Origin of the sequence: Geomicrobium sp. JSM 1781026 (genome assembly GCF_041949955.1) — a bacterium.
Taxonomy (GTDB): domain Bacteria; phylum Bacillota; class Bacilli; order Bacillales; family Marinococcaceae; genus Geomicrobium_A.
Map to the genome: position 1 here is coordinate 174,388 of NZ_JBHFQF010000005.1, position 23,822 is coordinate 198,209.

A 23,822-nucleotide genomic window follows, 5' to 3' on the forward strand; every position below is an offset into this window, starting at 1 on the left:
TTAAAAACTGTGGTAGAATAAAGGGACAAAGGATACAGCTGATTCGTATCGTTAAAGCACGAATATTATTGATAAAGCAGGTGATTCACATGCACCCTCATCACTCACTATGGAACAAACGTGAAAAACGAAATCAAATTAGTGTTGTTCGCGGCGAGCGGGCACCTTCAAAAGTGATAACAAATGCAACATTTCTAAACAGTGGTCGTAAACAATGGACAACTGCAAACATTTGGATTTACGCTGACCGCATTGTGTACGTCGGAGACGCCTTACCGACAAAAACAGAAGGTACGGAGTGGACAGATGCTTCTGGACAATGGATTGTACCAGGATATATTGAGCACCATGCCCATCCGTTTATTGGCTACAACCCAGAAACGTTTGCGAATTATGCGCTGGAAAGAGGAACGAGCACGATCTTCAACGATAACCTCATCCTCATGATGAATCTCGAAAAAAAGAAAGCGCTTACTCTCATTACGGAAATGAATAAAGGACCTTCATCGATCTATTGGTCCTGTCGAATCGACTCGCAAACCGAAACGAAAGATGAGCATAGCGTTTTCACACCTCAGGCGCTTGAAGAGTGGTTAAACCACCCGCTCGTCGTTCAAGGAGGCGAGTTAACAGGTTGGCCAAAAGTTATTTCAGGAGATGATACACTTCTGCATTGGATGGAGGAAGTGTTAAAGAGAAATAAACGCATTGAAGGTCATCTTCCAGGTGCTTCTGAACGTACGTTGGCACAGTTAGCCATTTTAGGTGTCACGAGCGACCACGAGGCCATTTCTGGTGAAGAAGTGTTGAAGCGACTAGACGCAGGTTATACGACGACGTTACGTCATTCCTCATTGCGACCGGATTTGCCGCTGCTCGTTAAAGAAATCGTGGATGCGGGAATTACGAACTTTAACCGTTTCTTAATGACGACGGATGGAGGAAATCCGAGCTTTTATGAGCCAGGTGTCATGGATCAATTGCTCCGAATTGCGATTGAAGGTGGCATTGACCCGATAGCCGCTTACGAAATGGCCTCTTACAATGTTGCCAGACACTATGGCATTGATGCTCACCACGGAATGATTGCGCCTGGCCGGTTGGCTCACCTTAATTTCCTAGAAGATGTTACGAATCCAGCACCTGTGAGTGTATTGGCAAAAGGGGAATGGATCGTACGAGATAAAGAGCTTGTGTATACGAACGAGCCATTTCCTTGGAACGATTACACGAAGCCGTGGAAGCCGCTGAACTGGGATCTTAAAGACGATGATTTGCACTTTTCGATGCCGATGGGCATTCACCTAGTAAACTCTGTACTATTGAAGCCTTACCATATTGATGTCGATGGAGCTGTTGATGAATTAAGCCCTGATCATGATGAATGCTTTTTTGCGATGTTTGACAAAGAAGGCAAATGGCGCATGAATACAATCATTAAAGGGTTTGCTTCGAATTTAGATGGATTGGCAACTTCATACTCCATTACAGGTGATGTCGTTTTGATTGGTAAGAAGAAGTCAGCCATGAAACAAGCTTTCGAGCAATTAAAGGAACAAGGCGGCGGCATCTCCATTGTGCAAAGCGAACAAAATGTTTGTAACTGGAAATTCCCTTACTACGGTGTCATGTCTGACCAACCGATGGAAACACTGATTGAGGAACATCGAGCGTTCGAAAACGTGATGAAAGAAGCGGGATATTCGTTTGACGATCCGTTATATAGCATTTTCTTTTTCTCATCAACGCACTTGCCATATGTTAGAATGACGTCTAAAGGAATTTACGATGTGCATAAGAAAAGCGTGCTTTTTCCAACGATAATGCGTTAAAATAGTAAAGTGAAGAAGTGTTTACTCACTCCGTGGAAGGATGAGTGATTTGAACCGTTTTAAACGTATGGTTGTCCCGTTGCTCATGCTTTTGATTGTAACAGCGTGCCAATCTGAGCCCGAGCCGCTTCAAGAAGGCGATGATCTAGAGCGCAAGCCCTTTAATGAAGTGCCTGCGCGTGAAGAAGCTGTGGAAGTTGAACAAGCAGAGCTACCATTTGTGCATCCACTTAGTGGGATCGGGACATACGAGGTAGAAACGACTCGACCGTTGGCAGTTGTCGTTTCCAACGATCGGAACGCACGCCCTCTGACAGGTTTGCAAGAAGCAGACATCGTGTACGAAGTGCTAACAGAAGCTTCAATTACCCGTTTCATTGCAATCTATCATAGCGAGCATCCGGAGACGATTGGTCCTGTTCGAAGTGCTAGAGAAGTATTTATTGATCTATCTTCAGGATTTGATTCGCTCTTTGTTGCACACGGGTTTAGCCCAGGAGCCGAAGCGAGAATTCAAGCTGACGATTTGTACGAGGTGAATGGGATGCACTATGATGGAAGCCTTTTTAAGAGAGTCGCTACGCGCCCGGCTCCACACAACTCTTATGTGCATTACGATGAACTTTTAGCTCATGCGGAGCAGGCCGGAATTCCGATGTCTCTTGACACACCGCCCCTCTCATTTCGTGATGAAGCGATTGACGGGAACGCTGCATCTGGTGTAACCATCTCCTATATGGGACGATCATCAGCGGAATATCAATTTGATGCAGAGGACCGGGAGTATATCCGTTTTAGCGACGGGGAGCCTTTGATCGACGAAGTTTCTGGAGAGGCGTATCGGACTAAAAATGTGATGGTTGTAGAAGCTCCGCATTCGATCATTGATGATGCAGGCAGACGGGAAATTGATGTATTAGCAGGTGGTGCGGGTTTATTGTTGCAGGACGGAAAGTACCAGGAAGTGAATTGGACAAACGTTGATGGCCGGATTGTTCCCGACGGGGAGCAATTAATTGAAGGCAATACATGGATAAACATCGTAGATTCACTAGATTCTGTAACGATTCAGGACGAGTAAATGTGCTTGTGCGCATGTTTCTTACCTTACTAAAGAAAGAGAGTGATCTCTATGCAAATCGATAAATTAAGAGGAAAAGAGTTGGATCAACTTTTTCAAGCGGTATTATCATTGAAAGATCTCGAAGAATGCTATCAATTTTTTGATGACTTGTGCACAGTAAATGAAGTTCAATCTTTAGCTCAACGTTTAGAAGTGGCCCGAATGTTACAATCAGGAAGTACTTACCATAAGATTGAAGTCGAAACTGGCGCAAGTACAGCGACGATTAGTCGTGTGAAACGTTGCTTGAATTACGGTAATGATAGTTATCAGATGACGCTCGACCGTGTCCATAGTGAAAACCACTCTTAATAGGTGTGAGAAGCTATACTAAAATCGTTTAAAAACCGGATGTCTCATTGAGGACATCCGGTTTTTAGCATGGTAATTGCGTGTACGTTAGAGTGAGCAGTACGTTCGGTTTTGCGTGGGGAGGGGGACGTTCTTGTGCTGTGCACGCTCAAGGTTGGGTTATATTGGAATTTGGCGGTCTAGATTACGTACTAAGCGATCTGGACCGTTATGACTGAGTGTAGATGTTTGGCAATCATTTTGAGATACACGGTGGATCGTTCGGGTTCTGCGCCTGAATGTATTTGGTATATTCTGGAATATAATGTTCTAAATCGTTTTCCTAATGTGCGCTGTTGGGTTGGAGGGGGAGCGCGGTACTAGGTACCATTTTGCGCGCATGTTTGCCTAGTTTAACGATATTTGGGGCTCATCCCGCTAAACTCCTGCGTAGTTTGTTCCAACTGGAGCGCAGATTCAATGACCATAAGTGAGCACCCTATCGGCCTGAGCGCTGCCGAAGATAAATCGGACGCGGTTCGGCGCGAACCGCGCCAACCGCTTGTGGGTACTTCGGGGCGGGGATGTGCACGTGACCTGGTAATCTGTTACCGAGTTTGCTCATTCTGTTACCTAGTTTATGAGAATATACCGCTTTTCCTGCGATGTTCCCCAACTTGAGAACAGTTTGGTCGCAACTCGAGCACAGTTTCCAATTTCACAAGCTACCATTGATTCGTGAAGAATTTCTTTAGTTCAACTTATATAGATCGTTTTCCACGATTTTCAGCTCCAGCGGTGGCGACGGTCGCTCATTTTTGGGAATTTGTAGGGGGATTGGTGATCTAGGTTGCTTCAGAATACCGCAGTTTACCCCATACTAGGCACTCTATGAACGTTTGTTTCTATATTAAACGTCAACCTGTTTACTCATATAAACCTCAAGAGCTAGCAACTATCGGCACCGGAGGTGCCGAAGATCAACCGAGCGGTCGTCTTTGTAATAGAAAAGATGTTAGCATTTGTTGAGTCGAGCGAGTGGAACGAAAGTTTCATGCAGATACACTATCAATTCTTTGATGCAATTTATGTAGATCACACCGTAACGGTTGCTTTCATTAGAAAATAAGTAATCTCTAAATTATTGCGATGAATTTCTTGAATTAAAATTGCTACTTTGGCTCTCGAACAAAAATATTGAATCATTTCAGAAACACAGATTAATAAGGTGATTGCCCGGTACCGATGCGAAAGCAAACAAGATGACTATTATCCATGTGCCTGCTGTCTGCCTATCCCAATGTAACTTTTTACATGCAACGCTTGACGAATGATCTGTATTAAGAGTATAGTACAGTCATACATCAAGTGTATGAACTAATTAATACACACACTTATAGATGGAAGGTAATGCCTATGAATATATCGTTTAATACTCGTGACCCCGTCTACTTGCAAGTCGTCAGACATTTTAAGTTGAGTATTGCGAAGGGTATTCTCACTGCTGGTGAGGAGATTCCTTCCCGAAGAGAACTAGCTTCGCAGTTAAAGATTAATCCGAATACTGTGCAACGGGCGTACCGAGAAATGGAGGAACAGAAGTTGATTAAAACAGAGCGAAATGTCCCGAGTAAAGTGACGACAGATGCGCACATATTACGAAGTGTGCGAGAAGAGCTTCTACACGAATCGATTTCTAATTTTCTCGATGAAGTTGAACCGTTGCAACTTCCATTAGATGAAATCGTATCCCGAATTCAACAACAAATACATCGTAAAGGAGAGAGCGCGAGCGATGATTGAAATTGAGCAAATGACGAAATCATTCGGTAGAAAAAAAGTCGTTCGATCCGTGTCTTTTCATGCGAATACGAATGAAATTACGTGCTTAATTGGACTAAATGGTGCAGGGAAAACGACGATTTTGCAGGCGATTATGAACTTAACTCCTTCAAAAGGAACCGTGCGTTTTGCTGGCAAACCGTATACACATGCGACCAATCGAGATTTGATATTTATTACAGACGATCTTTCGATGCCGAGGGTGATGACGGTTGCAGAATCAATGGAATTCATGCAACTACACTATCCGAAATGGGAAACAGATAAAGCCGAAGAACTCGTGAAATACCTTAAGCTAGACAAAAATGAAAAGCTGAAAAATCTATCAAAAGGCTACAAGATGCGAGTGAACTTAATGCTCGGTCTCGCCGCCGGATGCACGTACATTTTGATGGATGAGCCTCTATCTGGGATTGATGCTTTAACGAGAGAAAACATTCTTGATCTATTAACGAGTGAATTTGTAGAAAGCAAAACGATCCTTCTTACGACACATGAAGTCGGAGAGATTGAAGCGATCGTTGACCGAGCTGTACTCCTGAACGATGGTGAAATTGTCGATAGTTTCTATGTAGAGTCGTTGCGTGAGGAAGAGCAAAAGTCTCTGCTCGATAAAATGAGAGAGGTGTACCGATGAGCTTCTTACGATTGTTATTTATTGAATTGAACCGAATTCGTTTTCTGTTTCTCGCTCTCGTCGTCATTGTCGTTATTACACAATTTGCCCTCACATTGCTGTTACCTCGCTATTGGGTAGGGCAAATCGAATCAGGAGAAATGATACCCTCTATAACTTTTACTTTTATCAATGTATTTGAACATGGGATTTACAACTTGTCGCTCGCATTGCCGGTGATTACGATCGGGCTATACATTTTCATCGTTTGGTATCGGGATTGGTTTGGTCAAGGCACGTTTATGAAACGTCTACTCATGCTTCCAAGTAGCCGGATGAATGTGTTTGCAGCGAAGCTCGTGACAATTGTGCTGGTAACACTCGCTGTAGTAAGCATTTACCGTCTCGTATTACCGGTGCAGATGGGGCTGTTTGAGTGGGTGCTTCCGAACTCACTTTATGGTGGGCAGATTGAACCTTTCCATTTGTTCTTTACCTCTGCTTTAATTGTTGTTTATCCGCCGACGTTACTTGACTTCTTTATTGTGTATGGATTAGGGATTACGCTTGTTTGTGTACTATTTTCAGCGATTTTGTTTGAGAGGTCGTTTGGGTTTATCGGGCTTGGCATAGGGACCGCGTATGTCATTGCAGCATTCATGTTGTATGGAGTAGCAGCAAATATGTTCGGAAGAGTATACGAACTGCAATTATTACTAGTCATGCTTGGGGTTACTCTCGGCATTTGCGCCGTTAGCTTATTCGTTTCGAGATTCTTATTATTAAGAAAAGTTACCGCTTAGGAGGAAAACGATGAATCGCGCACTTGTTACGATCATAATCGCAGTTTTTGCTGTAGGCGGTGTGATGTTTCACTACGTTCAAACCGCTACCATGTTTAGTAATATGCCAAGCTTTCATTTAGAAAATGTCGAAGGAGATTCTTCTTTTACAGAGAAACTTAGTTATACCGGTAGAGTTGAAGGCAATCAATTCACCGATGGGTTTATTTTTCATCCGAACACAGGTACACAATATACCGCTGCTCGGTCAATGATGTTTGATTACGAAAGTGGACCGCATCAGAATACAGTTAGTGATGAGCATGAAGCTTTGCAATATTTTTACGGACCGATTTTTGAAAATGACCATTTTCTTGTAGGCGCCCAGTTTGAACATTTCCTAGATTCAGAAGGGGTCGAGTTACGTGTGCAATTTGTCGATAAACAATCCGAAGATGATTGGAGAGTAACAATTCCGTCCCTTCCTTTGGACGAATGGGGAGAGATTACAAATCTATACGTTGAGAATGGGCATTTGTACATCTTAGTAAGAGCGGATGATGAGAACCATCACCTAACGATTGACGTGAATCAAGAAGAAGTGATCGATCATCAACAACGACCCGGTCGTGCTTTCTCTCAATACGGAATGGGAATGGAGATGACGGATTCTCGTTCGGCGCTACTCACTGATGAAGGAATGGCTTTAGTATATGACCTTGTGGATGGTGAAGTGAAGGCAGAACTTGAGCTTCCAGAAGAAGCAACGAGTGCCCACACCTTGTACGCTGGGGAAGATACGTTCTATTTATTATCCGAAGCAACGCTTTGGAAAGAAAATAACGGGCAATTTGAAGAAGTCGTAACGATCGAACACGTTGACAATCCGCTCGTTACGGTCGTAAATGACCAGTTATTTTCTCTGTCTGAACAAGATAACCAATCAGCGATCGTTGAAGTATTTGATGCATCTTCTGGACAATTGGCATTTCGCGCTGACCTCGTGCCAGAGGACGAGTCGAGTCTAGACATCTATCACGGATACATGACGATTCACTAAGACGAGGGGGCACGATGATGATTCAAGAAGCGATTAAAGATCAAAACATTCCAGGTGCTGTCTTGTCCGTGGTGCATAAAGGCATCGAAGTGTGCCATCGAGCGTATGGCAACCAAGTTGTTTTTCCTAAAGAAGAACAGATGGAAACAAATACACGGTTTGATATTGCCTCTCTCACGAAGGTGACAGCGATGCTGCCTGTCACCCTTTTGCTCGTCGATGAGGGCAGACTTCAGTTGGATACGTGCGTTCGAGACGTTTTTCCAACATTTCCTCACGAACGTGTGACCGTCCGGCATTTACTTAATCACACGTCAGGGCTTGGCGCCGATCACTCTTTGAAGTATGCAGGCTACACACGACCAGAAATTATTAAAGACTTGTTGGAGCAACCCGTGCACGTTGATCCTGGTGTAAAAAGAGTATATAGTGACCTCGGCATGATGCTGCTTTACTTCCTGTGTGAAAAAATACTCAACAACGAGTTTGAATCCTATTTCTATGAACGGGTGACCCAGCCGCTAGGTATGGATTGTACGTCGTTCAACCCGAAAATAAAAAAGAATATCGCTGCTACCGAGTACGATGAGAGGCGCGGCACATATAAACGAGGCATCGTTCATGATGAAAAGGCAGAACAAATGGGTGGCATTAGTGGTCATGCAGGCCTTTTCTCTACAGCGAGAGATTTGCAAAAGTACTTAGCTATTTATGAAAATCCTCGTAACGAGGTCTTGTCCAAGTCACTTATTGAGGCCAGTTTTACCGGTCTTGGATGGCAAATGTCGGGTCAAACATTTTCACACACAGGCTTTACGGGTGTCAATATGTGGTGTGATCCGGTAGAGAAACTGCGCGTCGTGTTCTTGACGAATCGTGTACACTTCGGAAGAAGCTATAATCTCACGTTTTTGCGCGAGCAAATCAAAGAAGCTATATACAAAAAAATAGGCGGCGGATGAATGACGCATTGATAAGCGGAAACATACAGTGGGAGTAAACGACAAAGCTGTTGGAGGGATTCGATTATGTTCCCAAGAAGAAACCGTCACCCGCATCATCCCGTTCCGCCTCCGGGCATGTACCCGCCAGGACAAGAATTTATCGTGCCAGAAGTGTTCACGACCGAACAAAAACATGTGAAAAATCACGTGTATAAATACGTTCCTGTACATCCAGAAACGCACAGTTACGCGCAGCAAACGGAAGTGAAACACACGCATATGCCACCGCAAATGGGACCACCCCCACGTCCGGGGCGACGACGCCCATTTCCGTGGTAGGTGGATGACATGAACGATGCTTCGGCATCGTTTTTTTACATCGTGTGATTTTGGTTTCTAAAGGTGGGGTCAGATGAACGTGTTGTACATCGGTGTGGATACGTCTCAATACGTCGACCGAAATTATTCCTATATTGAACAAGCTTTAAAAGAGAAGTGTGAACAATTTGCCGTGTGGCGAACGTCTGGACATATTCAATGGGTATTGTCAAAAGTGACATTCGAGCCCGATTATATTTTGGTAGTGAATGATATTGGATCGACGTTTACGCCGAAGGTTACGGGACTGAATCAAATCTCAATACCGTGTGGAATCATTGTGAATGATGTGCACCGCTTTACTGAAGTTCGGAAGAATTATTTGTTGAGACAACAGTTTGATCAAGTGTTTTCTGTCGTCTCCGAAGGATTCCAACGTTTCTATCCTGATGTTTCCTTTGAATGGCTTCCTCATTTCGTCAATACAGACGTATTTTCTAGAGAAGATAAAAAAGACATCGACCTTTTGCTTACAGGAGCTGTTAGCGAAACGTATCCATTTAGACAGCACACCCTCGAACAGATCCAACACGTTCCTTCCTTTGTTCATCTCCCTCATCCAGGGTATAAAAATGTTGCCGATCACGTTGCCGGAATCGGTTATGCTAAGCAGTTGCAAAGGGCGAAGATTAGCTTTGCTTGCCCGTCTGTATATGAATACCCAGTGAAGAAATACTTTGAAATCCCTGCAAGTGGCACATTGTTAGTCGCACCAGAATGCAAAGATATTCGTCAACTCGGCTTTATTCCGTGGCAACATTATGTACCTGCTGATACGCTTACCGTAAAATCGCGTACGTTATATTACTTGGCGAATGTAGAAGCTCGAATGAAAATCATTGATGAGGCATATCGTTGGGTACGAAAGAATCATTCGCTAGAAGTGCGGGTGAATGAGCTCTATCAACTAATTAAAAAGGGGACAAACAAAGATGAGTGAAATCGGTACGAATGTCGTCATAAAAGACGGAGCGATTATCGGGAAGAACGTTGTGATCGGTGACAATACAGTGATCTATGAGGATGTGACCGTCGAAGACAATGTCGTGATTGGCGCAAACAATGTGATCGGCATTCGCCCAGGAGGAAATAGCCGGATGCGAAAGTCAAATGAAAAAGCCGCGCGTCTCGTTATACACTCAGGCACAAAGACCGGAAGTCTCGTTGCCTTGTATGCAGGTAGTCAAATCGGCAAACATTGTTTTTTAGGAGACTTGGCCAGTGTAAGAGAAAACGTCCGGATTGGTAATGAAACAGTAATCGGGCGATCGGCCATTGTTGAGTTGAATACGGTTATTGGGAACCATTGTACGATACAAACGGGTGCGTATGTGACTGGGGATACGACGATTGAAGATCATGTGTTTCTTGGGCCATGCGTATCAATGAGCAACGATAAATATATGGGCGCAAAACCGTATGAGATGCAGGGCCCGACGATTAAGAAAGGAGCTAAAATTGGCAACAATGCGACGTTGCTACCTGGAATTACGATTGGAAAAGAAGCGATCGTAGGGGCAGGTGCGGTTGTGACGAAAGACGCTCGTGCACATACTACTGTTGCTGGTGTTCCTGCAAAACCGATCCGGTAAAATTGTAGATCGGTTGAAAACGAGTCGCCCGTCAATTGATGGGGACTTGATACTTATGTTTTAGTGTGATGTTGTTCAGTCCCGTTATTCTTTAGGAAAGCCTTATATTATGGTAAACTTACGATACTGTATATGAGAAGGAGGGACATCGATGTATATTGTAACTTCGACAGTCACCGTCCCAAAAGAAAAAACGGATGAAGTGATTGGCATCTATCAGAAACGCTCACGAAAAGTTGATCAAGCTCAAGGGTTTCAATCGTTTCATCTCCTCCAAAATGATAAAAAGCCGGAAGAATTGACGGTTCATCTCATTTGGGATTCAAAGGAAGACTATATTCGCTGGGTATCCAGTGATGAATATAAGGAAATTCATGATCTAGAGAAGAACTACCCTGATCAGGAACTGGCGTCGATCACTGCCCGTGTTGGAATGTTTTCAGTGGTCGCGACATGAATGACACGCAAAAATCACAAATTGCTTTTCGTATTACGGAAGAAATATATGAGGAGTATCCGACTTTATGGGAAAAATTCGGTGATCATGGTCGCGCTCGCACAGAAGAAGACAACGTTCACCATCTTAACCATCTGTTGACCGCCTATGAAATGAAGCAGCCTCATTTCTTTGTTGAATACACCTCGTGGTTAAATACGGTGCTTACGAGTCGTAATGTAGGCACACACTTGATCATTGACAATTATCGACGGTTGGAACGCCACTTGAGTGGGAGTGTCCCGAAGGAGCAAGAGGTATTTTTTATGGATTGTTTAGCGCAAGGAAAAGCTGTTTTACAATGAGGTGTTCGTGTGGAAGCTCAAATTGAAAAACTGGCAGACCGATTGCTTGACGGTGATGAAGGAGAAGCGACTTCGATTATTCAGCATGCACTGCAGGCGATGGGAAAGATTGATGTGTTTGAGCAATTGATTACGCCCTCAATGTATCTTGTCGGCAAGCGTTGGGAGCGAAATGAAATCTCGGTGGCTGATGAACATTTAGCCACCGCAACCGTTGATTTTATCCTTACAGCTATGGAACAGGTTGATCGTAAAGAATCCAGTCTTACAAATCGGAAAGTACTTCTCTGTGGCGTCGAGGACGAACAGCATTACATCGGTCTAAAAATGGTCGGTTCTCTGTTTCGTGACCGAGGATGGAACGTTCGGAATCTCGGTCCTAACTTGCCGTTAAACCATTTACAGTCCTCTGCTACAATTTGGAAACCAGATGTGATTGTGCTCTCTATTGCACTTTTGTACCGATTGCCCGTGCTTCATGAGTACGTTCGCTCGTTGCTCACCTTGAAGCATCGACCGTCTATTCTCATTGGCGGCCGTGTAGCATATGAGTATCAATTATCGGCGGCGGAACTCGATCAAGTCGAAGTGATAGGAAGTTTGCGGCAACTGGATGTATGGCTTGATAACGGGAAAGTAGGGAAGGCACATGCAAGAACGAATGACCAACCGTAACTTGCCATTACCTACCTTTAAAATGGATAAGAATTTCGAGATTCTCGAGCGCTCGATGGAAGCAGAAGAAATGTTCCGTCTTGAACGCTCCTTCTTATCGCTCGTTGACGTGGAAAGTCAAGAAAAGGTTAGGGAATGGCTCAGGCCTGAGCATGAGCAAGTGAGTCTTGAAGTGAACATGCTTACGAGTGAGGGAGAGCTCATACTCGTAGATGTTTATGTAGGGTGGGAAAGTGAGCTGCATGCTGAGGTTCTTGTGATTAAAAAAGATGAGGCGTTTTCACGTGTGCTCGGGCAATTAACGAAGCTTCGTGCTCGACTTCAAGACACGAACATCGAGCTCATGCATGAAAAAGAACGACTCGAATTGCTTGCAGAAGAAAACCGCCGTCTGTCTGCCCCATTTATTCCACTGAGTGAGGAAGTCGGGTTAGTATCGATGTTCGGTATGCTCGACCGAGAAAAAATACAGTCCATTGAAGTCAAATTGCTTCAAGAAATTTATGAAGATAGCGCCGACACGATTATTTTTGATTTTACAGCCTCTGGAGAAGTGACGAATGACGGAGTAAGAGCCTTAAAGTCAATGTTTAAGTCCCTCGCCATTATGGGATGTGAGTTGCTTATCGCCGGTGTCAATCAAGAGGTGGCCAAGTCTTTTAAACAATATGAAGTTCAAAAATGGAACATTAGCTTTATTCATTCCCTCGAGCGGGCTTTAAAAAGCATGGATGTAACGTCGTGACGTTCATGCTTTTTATTATGCGCATTTACGGTGTCGGCTACGATACGAGCGCATACCGTATTGGAAACGGATAAAAGCGAGGGGAGCAAATGAAGACGGTCTGTTTTGTCGTCACTGAACACCCGATCAAAGATGCTCGGATTTTTCACCGCGAAGCAAAAAGTCTTGCGCGAGCTGGATACAATGTCACGATTCTTTCACCGTCTCAAGCTACAGAACGTGAAGGAGTGCCTTTTCTCATTGATGAGATAACGATTGTCCCCTACGTGCCGGACCGCCTAAAAGATGACCAACACCGGTTTTTTGAATTGAGACAAAACAAGACGCCAGAATCATCACTCGTTCGACTAGGAATTAAAGTACGTGCCGATCTGTATCATGCCCATGAAATGGAGTCACTTCATGCGGCAGTTTTTATGAAGCGTGCGGTGTCTGATGCTCGTTTAGTTTTTGATAGCCATGAACTATTCGTCGACCACCGTTCACTAACGAGCATCCGGAGACGTGAACAAAAAGAAGCATGGTTACGGCAAATGCTTGAAGAAACGGATGCGATTATTACGGTATCTCCTTCCATAGCGGAATATTACAAAAATCTATCTTTTAAAGGGCCAGTTGAAGTGATTGTGAACTCTCCACCATTCACATTGTTTGTTCATAAAAAGAAAACCTCACATCGAACGATCGGTTACGTCGGTATGGTTACTAAAGACAAAGGAAACTGGCAAAAGCTCGTCGATATTGCTGAACAATCGGAGTATTCCATCAAAATAATAGGTGGAGCACCACGACATGAAACGGAACTGCTCGTTCCAGATCATCTACACGATCGTATTGAGATGACCGGTTGGGTTGATTACGATCATATCCCTTCTGAACTTGAAGATGTCGACATCGGCTGGATTGATATGAATACGAAACGATCAATGAACCGGTATTTTTCTTTGCCGAATAAGTTTTTTAGCTTTTTAGATGCGGGCGTGCCTGTCATTGTGAACGATTGCCTAGAGATGAGAAAAGTGATTGAAAAAGAACGATGTGGGATCGTTATTCCAATGGAAAACCCGGCCGCGACCGATTATGCGAATGGCATGTTAAGCTTTTGCGATGACCAATTGCAACGGATGGGTGAGAATGCACGACGCTATATGCAGCGTGAGATGAGTTGGGATCATATGGAGAGGCGATTACTCGCATTATATGAAACGCTATTAGTATAGACACCTTTTTTCTAGAGATGTCCAAACAACGTGCATGCTCTTCACATATTGTAAGTGAAGAGGGTGATATGAATGAATAAAAATACTGTAGCGGTCATCGGACTCGGTAAAATCGGGCTTACTCTGGCCGCTGTTTATGCAAGTAACGGGTATAAAGTAGTGGGTGTAGATGTGAATCAGAACGTCGTGGATACAGTAAACCGGGGGGAAAGTCACATCCAGAATGAACCAGGTTTACAGGAACTTGTGCATGAGGCTTATGTGAACAAACAGCTCCGTGCAACGGCTTCCACGAGAGAAGCTGTCCAGGAAGCGTCAACAGTTGTTGTGATTGTTCCAGTCCTCATTGATGACGATTATGACGTGGATTATCAGTACATTGATGCTGCAACCCGAGAGATTGGTCTAGGGATACAAAAAGGAACGACCGTGATTTACGAAACGACGTTACCTACGGGAGATACGAGAAAGCGTTTTGGTGCAATGATTGAACAAGCATCCAGTTTGCAAGCTGGGGTTGATTTTTATCTTGCTTACAGCCCCGAACGTGTCTACTCAAATACAATTATTCGTGATTTAAAAAAGTATCCGAAAATTGTTGGTGGAATTAATGAAGCGAGCCTCATTAACGCGAGTACGTTTTACAAACTTGCACTCGGGTGTGATGTGTTGCCTGTGGAAAATGCAGACACTGCTGAATTTGCAAAAGTTGCAGAGTGTGTATACCGCGATGTGAATATTGCGCTTGCCAATGAGCTCGCCATTTATGCGGACCAGATGAATGTGAATATGAGAGATGCAGCGGCAGCAAGCAATACCCAGCCGTATTCTCACATTCATGCTCCCGGCGTTGGTGTGGGTGGTCATTGCATTCCGATCTATCCATATTTCTTTATTTCAAGAGGTTTAGATGAAGGAATTGTTCAACAATCCCGAAAGAAAAATGATCAAATGGCAAACTACGCTTTGGAGCGAATCGAGTCACAAAGCGGCAAGTTGCAAGGCAAAAATGTGTTAATTCTTGGCTTATCATACCGTGAAAATGTGAAAGAAACAGAGAAGTCATCGGCTTGGAAATTGCTTGAAGGATTGAAGGAAAGAGGAGCCGCATCTTTCGTTCATGATCCACATTTTTCTGAAGAGGAAATGCGAACGTTTAACGTAGAGCCACTCGAACTAACAAATGAGGAAATGAAAAAGGTAGACATCATCATTCTCCAAGCATATCACGATGAATATCGTAGTTTGGATTTTTCACAGTTTGTCAAAAAGCCGTTCGTGTTTGACGGTAGAAATGTGTTGGACCCGACCCAATTTGCTGAACTCGGTATGGGATTTGATGCGATTGGAGGGGCAAAGCAATGATTCCAATGGTTGATCTGAAAAAAGAGTATGAATTGTTAAAACATGCACTTCACAAAGAGGTGCAAGAAGTGATGGAGAGTGGGGTGTACATTCTAGGGCCGAAGTGTGAGCAACTTGAGCGAGAAATGGAGCAGTATCATCCCGTAAAATATGCTGTTGGTGTTGCGAATGGCACAGATGCCCTTTACTTGGCTGTAAAGGCACTGGGAATTGGGGCAGGTGATGAGATCATTACGACGCCATTTACTTTCTTTGCCAGTGGTGAAGCGATCGAAGAAGCTGGAGCCACACCGGTGTTTGTGGATATCAATCCGCTGACGTATAACATGGACACCACACAGATTGAAGCAAAGATTACGCCTAAAACACGGGCGATACTCGTTGTACATCTATTCGGAAAGCTTTGTGATATGGATGCGATTATGAGCATCGCAAAAAAACACAACCTTCGTGTGATTGAAGATGCGTGCCAAGCGATCGGCACGAAAGATGATTATGGAAAAAAAGCAGGTACAATTGGCGATGTGGGTTGTTTTTCTTTCTTTCCATCCAAAAATCTAGGTGGATTTGGTGATGGGGGCATGGTCATTACGAATGATCAAGACGTATATGACCGCGTATTAGAATTACGAAATCACGGTAGCGTTACAAAATACGAACACCGCTCGATCGGAATCAATAGCCGACTTGATGAATTGCAAGCGGCAGTTCTACTCGTCAAACTTCAACATTTAGATCTATTTTTGCATAAGAGAACTGTCATCGCCAAGCGCTATTCCGAAGAGCTAAAGCGTTACGCTACAGTTCCAGACCCATACTTGCACTCTTTTCACCAATATTGTTTTGAAGTGAAAGATCGGAAATCCTTAATGGATTATCTCGCGAAACGTGGTATTTCCTCTGCTGTATACTATCCAATACCGTTACACTTACAAGAAGCGCTGCAACACTTACGGTATAAAAAAGGGGATTTCCCGTTAGCAGAACGTGCAGCCGAGCAAATCATCGCGCTCCCGATTTCTCCAGAGCTAGCGTTTAGTGACCAAGAATATATTATCCAAACGATCCACGCGTATTATAAATAGTCTTTGAAATCATTCCATTTGGAATGATTTCTTTTCGTAATCGATTGTTTATGTTGACGAACGTTATAAAAGGTACAGTCTACATAATGAAGCGAATCGGTTGCTAGAAACTTTTTTAATAAACTGACGTCTTCATAGAGCCGTCCTTGTTCAAAATCAATGACCGGATAGCCTCCGAGTGAGAGTAATGAAGTTGTGCGGTAAATTCTCGGTCCTAAAGGCAGAGGATAACCGAGCAAATCATCGGGACTGTGCACTGGATACCCTTTCACATGTCGTTTATAAGACATCATATCTTCGCCTTTCCAATAGCGTAAATTCCCATAAAAGGCGCCCGTACGTTCAGGCAATTGTTGACCGATCTCTTTCGTCCTTTCAATGGCGTCAGCATCCAACCAATCATCTCCGTCCAACTCAATGAGCCACGTGCAATCTACGTAGTGGAGTAACTCATTTAGAGCCCGTGCTTTTCCAATGTTGGTCGGGATTCGAAGCAGTGTGAATGAAGGAAAACGTTCGGTCATTTTAAATATTTCACGTACTGTATTGTCGGTAGATCCGTCATCAACAACGAAAACATGGTCGGCACGTACCGTTTGATCAGCGATCGAACTCAGCGCATTCCGGATCCAACGTTCTGCATTTAGCACTGAGAGCATGACTCCGACCGTTGGCAACGGTTTGATTTTTGGAGGGGTGAATTTTGTTAAGATTGATTGTTTAATTTTTTGTTCCGTCGTATTGAATTGTGTGCTCGTTCTCGTTAACCGGTCTTCCGTTCTTTTCATACGAGAAGTCGGAATACGGCAAAGCCATTTTGCTAGTAAGGCATCTTCAAAAGGCAACTCGTCTATTGTAGGAAGAGGGTGGGTCAAAAACAGTTCAGTTCGTATGACAAGAGGCCATTGTTGTTGTGTGGAAGCCGTTTGCATGACGAGGACGTCGTGGTCACCCATCCTATCTATGAGCGAATCGATGTTGTTATGAATGAGCCGCTCAAACGTAGGGATGAGAACGATATATTGTTTTTCCATGGTGCTTGGACTCGTAATGAGTTCCATCGGATTCGGGATGATCGTGTAGCTCAAGGTACTCACTCCTAATCTATATTTAAAAGAATGTTTCAAACAACCTTGTTGGATTCGCTCGTCTTGGATGAAAATGATAGGTGAACGATTGATCTTGAAAAACCAAGTTGTACACACATTCATAATCATGTGTTTGTGCATCTACTGTATAGATATTGCAGAAAAGGGGGAGTAGACCTTGACCATAAATGTGAACAATATCAATTCAACTTCTCTGTATCAATTACTGGCGAGTTTAATCAATGAAAATGTGCAAATCACAACGCAATTTGGTGTTGTAATTGGGGCGGTTTTAGAAGTAAATAGCGACTATGTTGTGATTCAAGAAGCAGACGGAGCGTTAGCGTTCGTAAGATTTACGAAAATTGAAGTTATCACTGACGTGATTGAATAAAAAGGAGGATTCTTATGTTTGGACCGTTATTTATTTTTGAATTGCAAAATCGGATCGGGACACCGATTCAAATTGCTACTGATAACAGTTTGATTGAAGGCACGCTCGTAAATGTGAATTTTAGCCTTGTCGTCATCGACGCTGATGACGGCTATAGCATTACGAGACAATTTATTAATGCAAATGAAATTAACTTCTTCCGCGATGCCGACGCTGTAATCTAAAGCAGTATGAAGTGAGCAGCAGATGCTCATGTAGACAAACTTGAGGTCACTGATCTTTTAGTGAGGTTAGGTGTTAGTGTGCGATGACTTGCATGCGCAGTATAATCGGTCCATATCGCCCATTTTCTAGTGAAAACAGTGGCAACATGAGGTGGACTAAAGAAATTCTCTAATCGATTTGAAGGGCCGACAACAGGATGAGTGGATATAAGAAGAAAACGAAAGAGCCGATGAGAAAATTATCGGTATTCGTACAGTGCTGCGTGAGCGAATTTTATCTGTCCAAATTAGAAATCTTATTTGGCAAGAAGTCATATAGGGATATGTACAAATGCTGTCTTCCTAAATTCGGGGGTTAGGGACAGAGGTTACCAGTATGTGGGTTGAGAGTGCCTGTCCGGACAGAGATTTGCAGTATCTGGGTATGTGTGTCCGTATAGAGTGCCTGTCCGGACAGAGATTTGCAGTATCTGGGTATGTGTGTCCGTATAGAGTGCCTGTCCGGACAGAGATTTGCAGTATTTGGATTTATGTGTCCGTATAGAGTGCCTGTCCGGACAGAGTGTTCCAGTATCTGGGTTTATACGTCCTATAAATTTGCCACTAGGGAAGTGGTGCGTACTCTTTAATAAAAATCCCGACCTCCCATTTTCTCTTTTTAGACAGCTAACACCTACGAGACGTCGGCACCGAAGGTGCCGACGGGTAGCTCATTTTTGCCATTTTTATGGTTAAAAACCCACTCCAGCATAGGAATGCGCCGGATACGACGTTAACTTTCCCAAACTGATAAATCCAGAATTCACACAATCCTTGCTTCTTCTGTATTCACGGTGAAGGAGACACAGCGAAGTTTACACGGCAAAAAAACAATTAAGACCGTGATGCTGAACGGTCTTAATTGTTTTTTATTTCATTACTAATTTTGTTTGAAAGTTTGAGTGCTTCAATACCATGTTGAGCGGTCACAGTTGGTGTTCGTTTGTTTACGACGTTTGTAATAAAATCCGATAGTTCAAGGGTTAATGGTTGCAAAAACGATGGAATATAAATGTTTTCAGAAATTGTTTTCGGATAGGTTGCCCCTCCAGGTTCAGCTGTTTTTGTAATTGTAATCGTATTTTGAAGTAAGTCTGCAAATATATGATTGTTATCGGTTAGAATTTGCATCGTCCGCACTTTTTTTGTTGAGCGAAAGCTTGCCGTCAATTCAATGATCGTTCCTTGTTTCGACTTCGCTAGCACTGACGCATGAGAAGGATTCGTTTCAGCAATTCCAAAGGAATGCAAATGGTCAAAAGACTCGCCTGTAAGTTCGTGAATCAAGTATAAGTCATGAATCATAAGATCATGCACAACATCCACATTTCTTGTGTTTTCAGCAAATGGCGCCATTCGGTGCGTTTCAATTGATAGGAGTTGTTCTTTCAATAAGATGGTTTTTAACGTTTGGATGAGGGGATTGAACAGTTCAATATGTCCGACTTGCAATGTAACATCCGCTTTCATCGCTGCTTTCTGGAGTTCTTTTGCCTCATCTTCAGTTGAAGCAATCGGTTTCTCCATCAACATATGAATTCCGTACTCAATGCATGTCATTCCGACTTCAAAATGATACGGGGTCGGCACCGTAATGCTAACCGCATCAACCGACTCAAGGAGCGTTTCGAGAGATGGAAATGACGTAATCATGTACTGTTCAGCCGCGCGGTCACGCTTTGACTGATCCACATCATATACGCCGATTAGTTCGCAATGGCGAGGCATGGAAGCATACGTGCGCAAATGGTTTTCGCCCATATTGCCAGCACCAATAACACCTATTTTCATATTGTATCCTCGCTTTCTACAATCGTTTCTCGGTATAGTATGCAAACCATACTAGAATGAATGGACAAACATAATGTACCGGAAAAAAATGAGACAATTGTTTCAAACAATAGTAGAATAGCAGTATTCCATAAAGAGGTGATATCAATGTCGAAAGAGCAAGCATTTCTTGATTATATGAAAAAGCTAAACCATTATGGGCAAGCCACCGCTTTGTTGCAATGGGATTCAAGAACAGGGTTGCCGAAAAAAGGCCAAGGTGAACGTGCGGAAGTACTTGGTACACTATCAGGTGAAATGCACAAGATGATTACGTCAGAAGAAGTGACGAGTTTACTCGAAGCGGTTGAGAATGATGAGCAGGTTACAGCGATTACGAAGAAATCTGCTGAGCAACTTAGACGTGACCACGATGCTTATAAAAAGATTCCAGCTGATGAATTCAAGGCGTATGTGATGTTACGGTCGGAGTCGGAAGCTTTTTGGGAAGAAGCAAAAGAGACCAATAATTTCGAGGGGTTCAAGCCGTATCTTGAGAAAATTGTTGCATTTAAGAAAAAAATGATTGAATACTTAGGATATGAAGGGCATCCGTACAATCGTTTGCTCGATGATTTTGAGCCAGGAATGACCGTTGAGAAGTTAGACCCTCTGTTTGAAGAGCTAAAACAAGGGTTAATCCCTCTCATTCAGCACGTGAATATTGCAAAAAACAAACCGAATACTGACGTGTTGTTTCATCATTTTCCTAAAGATAAGCAGAGGGAATTAAGCTTGGCGTTTTTGGATACGATTGGTTATGACTTTCATGCAGGACGCTTGGATGAAACGGTTCATCCGTTTGCGACGGGAATTAATCGTGGGGACGTACGTGTGACGACGAAGTACGATGAACATGATTTTCGTGTCGCACTTCTAGGCACGATTCACGAAGGTGGCCATGCGCTGTATGAGCAGAACATTAGCGAAACGTTAGCGGGAACGTTTGCAGGGTCGGCCAGTTCTTTTGGCATTCATGAGTCACAATCATTATTTATGGAAAAATTTGTCGGACAAAATGAGCGCTTTTGGCGAGCCAACTATCCTGTGTTGCAACGCTATGCAGGAGGAACATTTGACGATGTGTCGTTTGACGAGTTTTTCTTTGCGCTTAACGAGTCAAAACCGTCGTTCATCCGAATCGAAGCCGATGAGCTAACGTATTGTTTGCATATCATTGTTCGTTATGAGCTGGAAAAAGCATTGTTCTCTGAAGAACTTGAAGTCAAAGATCTTCCGAAAGCTTGGAGTGAGAAGATGAAAGACTACTTCGGGATCGTTCCAGCTACTGATGCTGAAGGGGTATTGCAAGACGTTCATTGGCCATCAGGGATGTTTGGTTATTTCCCATCGTATGCGTTAGGATACGTATACGCGGCTCAGCTTCATGAGCGCTTGCTCGTTGACATACCTGACTTTGAAGAGCGGTTAGAAACGGGTGAGTTAGAGGAAATTCGAGCATGGATGACCGAACACGTTCACAAACACGGCGCCATGAAAAAACCTGACGAAATCATTCGGGATGCAACCGGGTCTGGAGTAGATGCCAAGCCATTGCTCGCCTACTTGAAGAATAAATACGAAACATTGTACGCTTAATAAAAAAACGCCAGCTTTGCCATTCCCGGCAAAGCTGGCGTTTTTTACCATAAATCTTTTCTGGATGTGGTGACAGCTTTCGCTCCGGCACGGATGGCAGCTGCGACATCTTCGTGTGTACTAATGAGTCCTCCAGCGATCACATCGATGCCCGTGTCAGTTCGCACTTTTTGAATGTATTCGGGCAAGATCCCAGGCAGAACTTCTAATACATCTGGCTCAACGGTGCGTGTCGTTTGATAACTCGTATGCAAGGCGAGCGTGTCTAATAAAAACACACGTTGGATGGCTAACAACCCATTTTTCTTAGCTGTTTTGAGCATGTTTGCCCGAGTCGAAATAACGCCAGCTGGGCGGACGACTTGGCAAATATATTCAGCTGCATACCGATCCGTTTTTAACCCTTGCACGAGATCGGCATGCAAAAGCATCTTTTTATTTGCTTTCAATGAGAACTCTTTCATCGTTGCGAGCATTGATAAATGTACATCCAGCACAACGAAATAGTCTTCTTCTTTTTTCATCACCGATTCAAAGTCTTTCATCGAGTTGACAGCTGGGAGAATCTCTTGCCCATTAAACATTACCCGATGCTCCTTAAGGTGAGAAGGTCATATTGTTTTTTGAGGTCATCCACATATTCCTTTTTCTTTTCATCCGTCCAGTCCAAATGATCTGCCATCGTCTGAACAACCCCATCCATAACGTGCTCTGCACGGTGAATATCAAAGAGCAGATAAGAGGTTCGGCGTAACAAAAAGTCAACCGGTGTAACCGTCATTTCATGTTCTAGGCTGTAAAGAAGCATTCCATGCACTTCTTTAGGGAGGTGATCAGTCGGCGACGCGTTTCTGATATAGTTTAGCACTTCGGGTGCATTTGAGCCGTAACGGGTGACGAGCTCCTGCCCAAATGCTTCGCTCAATCCGAGCGTTTTTGCATCGCTGGTTATTTTCTCTTTAAATGCAGGGAAGCCTTTCGAACCTCCGACATTTCCTCCAGAGAGAACGAGCGCTTTCGTTTGGCAACTCGGAAATGTTTTGCCTGTTTCTTGGGCAATTTCGTCAGCGGCAAGGGTCACGATCGTATCGGCCATTTTCCGATAGCCAGTGAGCTTCCCGCCAGCAATAGTCATTAGGCCACTTTCGGAATGGAAAATCTCATCTTTTCTTGAGATTTCGGACGGGTCTTTGCCATCTTCATGGATGAGCGGTCTTACTCCTGACCAGCTCGATTCAATATCCGATTTGGTCAAGTGAAACCCAGGGAACATCGCATTTGCTGCATCAATGATATACGTCATGTCGTCAGCAGTGACACCAGGCTCTGTTTGGTCTCCATCGTAATCGGTGTCGGTCGTGCCGACATACACTTTTTCGTCTCTAGGGATCGCAAACATCATCCGACCATCTGCAAAGGGAGTATCAAAGTAGATGGCTTGTTGCAAAGGCAAACGATCTTTTGAGAAGACGAGGTGAACCCCTTTCGTCAAATGGATCGATTTGCCTTCTCGCGATCGGTCTTGTTCACGCAACGTATCGACCCACGGGCCGGTTGCGTTAATGATTTTCTTCGCATAGATTTTGACACTGCTGCCATTTGTAACGTCTGTTGCGTGGACGCCAATGACTTTTTTGTCCTGATAAATAAAGGACTCTGCCTTCACATAATTTAAGAGGTGCGCGCCACGCTCGGCTGCACTTTTTGCGACTTCCATTGTGAGTCTCGCGTCGTCTGTTCGGTATTCAACGTACATACCGGCCCCTTTTAGGTCTTCTGATTTAAGAATTCCTTCTTGCTTGAGTGCGTTCTTAGCACTCATCATCGTACGCCGTTCCGCTTTTTTAACACCTGCGAGCCGGTCGTAAACGGACAACCCAACCGATGATGACAACGAATTAAACGTCCCACCTTTATAAAAGGGAAGCATCATCCGGACTGGTTCTGTCACATGAGGAGCATTTTCGTAAACGATGGCACGTTCTTTACCCACTTCTGCCACGAGCTTAATTTCGAACTGTTTGAGATACCTCAGTCCACCGTGAATGAGTTTGGTCGAGCGGCTTGACGTTCCTGCCGCGAAATCTTGCATTTCAATGAGTCCAGTATCCAATCCTCTTGTTTGTGCATCTAGCGCAATCCCAGTTCCTGTGATCCCGCCGCCTAATACGAGCACATCAAGTTCTTTTGTTTGTAGTTCTTGTAGCATGTGCGTTCTATTTCGTGATGAGAAATCCAACGGATGCCCTCCTAGTCAAGACAATAAAAGGGGACTACAACGAAATCAAGCAGACTGT

At 43.8% G+C, this 23,822-nt stretch carries 25 protein-coding genes; 21 read left to right on the forward strand and 4 right to left on the reverse strand.

Features of this window, described 5'->3' with window-relative positions; genetic code table 11:
- The first annotated feature begins 89 nt into the window (after positions 1–89).
- From ACE1TF_RS10610 to ACE1TF_RS10695, 18 genes are all read left to right on the forward strand, one after another.
- A complete protein-coding gene (locus ACE1TF_RS10610) occupies positions 90–1,832 on the forward strand; it encodes an adenine deaminase C-terminal domain-containing protein (protein WP_375016585.1) in 1,743 nt (580 codons plus the stop codon).
- 49 nt (positions 1,833–1,881) lie between these two features.
- On the forward strand, positions 1,882–2,913 hold the full coding sequence (locus ACE1TF_RS10615; protein WP_193744710.1) for a DUF3048 domain-containing protein: 1,032 nt from the start codon (positions 1,882–1,884) through the stop codon (positions 2,911–2,913).
- A gap of 51 nt (positions 2,914–2,964) precedes the next feature.
- Positions 2,965–3,267: a YerC/YecD family TrpR-related protein gene (locus ACE1TF_RS10620; protein ID WP_042400019.1), complete on the forward strand. Its 303-nt coding sequence runs from the start codon at positions 2,965–2,967 to the stop codon at positions 3,265–3,267.
- A 1,395-nt stretch (positions 3,268–4,662) separates the two neighbouring features.
- Positions 4,663–5,049 carry a GntR family transcriptional regulator gene (locus tag ACE1TF_RS10625; RefSeq protein ID WP_042400023.1) on the forward strand — a complete coding sequence of 129 codons (387 nt, stop codon included), beginning with the start codon at positions 4,663–4,665 and terminating at the stop codon, positions 5,047–5,049.
- Positions 5,042–5,725, forward strand: coding sequence for an ATP-binding cassette domain-containing protein (locus ACE1TF_RS10630; protein WP_042400026.1), 684 nt, complete (start codon positions 5,042–5,044; stop codon positions 5,723–5,725). Before ACE1TF_RS10625 ends, ACE1TF_RS10630 begins: the two co-directional genes overlap by 8 nt.
- Positions 5,722–6,507: a hypothetical protein gene (locus ACE1TF_RS10635; protein WP_042400027.1), complete on the forward strand. Its 786-nt coding sequence runs from the start codon at positions 5,722–5,724 to the stop codon at positions 6,505–6,507. The genes ACE1TF_RS10630 and ACE1TF_RS10635 overlap by 4 nt, the downstream gene beginning before the upstream one ends.
- Before the next feature lie 10 nt (positions 6,508–6,517).
- Entirely contained in the window at positions 6,518–7,546 is a 1,029-nt protein-coding gene (locus tag ACE1TF_RS10640) for a hypothetical protein (RefSeq protein ID WP_375016589.1), read from the forward strand.
- A 17-nt stretch (positions 7,547–7,563) separates the two neighbouring features.
- Positions 7,564–8,508 carry a serine hydrolase domain-containing protein gene (locus ACE1TF_RS10645; protein ID WP_375016591.1) on the forward strand — a complete coding sequence of 315 codons (945 nt, stop codon included), beginning with the start codon at positions 7,564–7,566 and terminating at the stop codon, positions 8,506–8,508.
- A gap of 66 nt (positions 8,509–8,574) precedes the next feature.
- Complete coding sequence (locus ACE1TF_RS10650; RefSeq protein ID WP_375016593.1) at positions 8,575–8,829, forward strand: CotD family spore coat protein; 255 nt, start codon at positions 8,575–8,577, stop codon at positions 8,827–8,829.
- A 73-nt stretch (positions 8,830–8,902) separates the two neighbouring features.
- Entirely contained in the window at positions 8,903–9,808 is a 906-nt protein-coding gene (locus tag ACE1TF_RS10655) for a glycosyltransferase family protein (RefSeq protein ID WP_375016595.1), read from the forward strand.
- Positions 9,801–10,460 (forward strand): acyltransferase, encoded by a 660-nt coding sequence (locus ACE1TF_RS10660; RefSeq protein WP_375016597.1) that lies wholly within the window; start codon positions 9,801–9,803, stop codon positions 10,458–10,460. The genes ACE1TF_RS10655 and ACE1TF_RS10660 overlap by 8 nt, the downstream gene beginning before the upstream one ends.
- A 151-nt stretch (positions 10,461–10,611) precedes the next feature.
- The gene (locus ACE1TF_RS10665; protein ID WP_042400045.1) at positions 10,612–10,917 is read left to right on the forward strand and encodes an antibiotic biosynthesis monooxygenase family protein; all 306 of its coding nucleotides are present in this window, start codon (positions 10,612–10,614) and stop codon (positions 10,915–10,917) included.
- Entirely contained in the window at positions 10,914–11,261 is a 348-nt protein-coding gene (locus tag ACE1TF_RS10670; RefSeq protein WP_042400048.1) for a hypothetical protein, read from the forward strand. Before ACE1TF_RS10665 ends, ACE1TF_RS10670 begins: the two co-directional genes overlap by 4 nt.
- A gap of 9 nt (positions 11,262–11,270) precedes the next feature.
- On the forward strand, positions 11,271–11,936 hold the full coding sequence (locus ACE1TF_RS10675) for a cobalamin B12-binding domain-containing protein (protein WP_375016600.1): 666 nt from the start codon (positions 11,271–11,273) through the stop codon (positions 11,934–11,936).
- A complete protein-coding gene (locus ACE1TF_RS10680; protein WP_375016602.1) occupies positions 11,911–12,681 on the forward strand; it encodes an STAS domain-containing protein in 771 nt (256 codons plus the stop codon). The genes ACE1TF_RS10675 and ACE1TF_RS10680 overlap by 26 nt, the downstream gene beginning before the upstream one ends.
- A gap of 89 nt (positions 12,682–12,770) precedes the next feature.
- The gene (locus ACE1TF_RS10685) at positions 12,771–13,901 is read left to right on the forward strand and encodes a glycosyltransferase (RefSeq protein WP_375016604.1); all 1,131 of its coding nucleotides are present in this window, start codon (positions 12,771–12,773) and stop codon (positions 13,899–13,901) included.
- Between the two features lie 72 nt (positions 13,902–13,973).
- On the forward strand, positions 13,974–15,266 hold the full coding sequence (locus tag ACE1TF_RS10690) for a nucleotide sugar dehydrogenase (RefSeq protein ID WP_375016606.1): 1,293 nt from the start codon (positions 13,974–13,976) through the stop codon (positions 15,264–15,266).
- Entirely contained in the window at positions 15,263–16,351 is a 1,089-nt protein-coding gene (locus ACE1TF_RS10695; protein ID WP_375016608.1) for a DegT/DnrJ/EryC1/StrS family aminotransferase, read from the forward strand. Before ACE1TF_RS10690 ends, ACE1TF_RS10695 begins: the two co-directional genes overlap by 4 nt.
- Here ACE1TF_RS10695 and ACE1TF_RS10700 read toward each other — a convergent pair.
- Entirely contained in the window at positions 16,342–17,439 is a 1,098-nt protein-coding gene (locus ACE1TF_RS10700; RefSeq protein ID WP_375016610.1) for a glycosyltransferase family 2 protein, read from the reverse strand. The genes ACE1TF_RS10695 and ACE1TF_RS10700 overlap by 10 nt on opposite strands.
- Positions 17,440–17,617: 178 nt before the next feature.
- On the opposite strand from ACE1TF_RS10700, the gene ACE1TF_RS10705 reads away from it, so the two are divergent.
- Complete coding sequence (locus ACE1TF_RS10705) at positions 17,618–17,833, forward strand: DUF2642 domain-containing protein (RefSeq protein ID WP_042400062.1); 216 nt, start codon at positions 17,618–17,620, stop codon at positions 17,831–17,833.
- A gap of 14 nt (positions 17,834–17,847) precedes the next feature.
- Positions 17,848–18,057 carry a hypothetical protein gene (locus tag ACE1TF_RS10710; RefSeq protein ID WP_042400065.1) on the forward strand — a complete coding sequence of 70 codons (210 nt, stop codon included), beginning with the start codon at positions 17,848–17,850 and terminating at the stop codon, positions 18,055–18,057.
- An 897-nt stretch (positions 18,058–18,954) separates the two neighbouring features.
- On the opposite strand, the gene ACE1TF_RS10715 is transcribed toward ACE1TF_RS10710, so the two are convergent.
- Complete coding sequence (locus tag ACE1TF_RS10715; RefSeq protein ID WP_375016612.1) at positions 18,955–19,887, reverse strand: Gfo/Idh/MocA family oxidoreductase; 933 nt, start codon at positions 19,885–19,887, stop codon at positions 18,955–18,957.
- 147 nt (positions 19,888–20,034) lie between these two features.
- Between ACE1TF_RS10715 and ACE1TF_RS10720 the strand changes: the two genes are divergently transcribed.
- A complete protein-coding gene (locus tag ACE1TF_RS10720) occupies positions 20,035–21,525 on the forward strand; it encodes a carboxypeptidase M32 (protein ID WP_375016614.1) in 1,491 nt (496 codons plus the stop codon).
- 44 nt (positions 21,526–21,569) lie between these two features.
- Here the strand turns inward: ACE1TF_RS10720 and ACE1TF_RS10725 are convergent, their stop codons facing one another.
- The gene (locus ACE1TF_RS10725; RefSeq protein WP_375016616.1) at positions 21,570–22,109 is read right to left on the reverse strand and encodes a glycerol-3-phosphate responsive antiterminator; all 540 of its coding nucleotides are present in this window, start codon (positions 22,107–22,109) and stop codon (positions 21,570–21,572) included.
- Positions 22,109–23,764 carry a glycerol-3-phosphate dehydrogenase/oxidase gene (locus ACE1TF_RS10730; protein ID WP_375016618.1) on the reverse strand — a complete coding sequence of 552 codons (1,656 nt, stop codon included), beginning with the start codon at positions 23,762–23,764 and terminating at the stop codon, positions 22,109–22,111. Before ACE1TF_RS10730 ends, ACE1TF_RS10725 begins: the two co-directional genes overlap by 1 nt.
- Positions 23,765–23,822 lie beyond the last annotated feature (58 nt).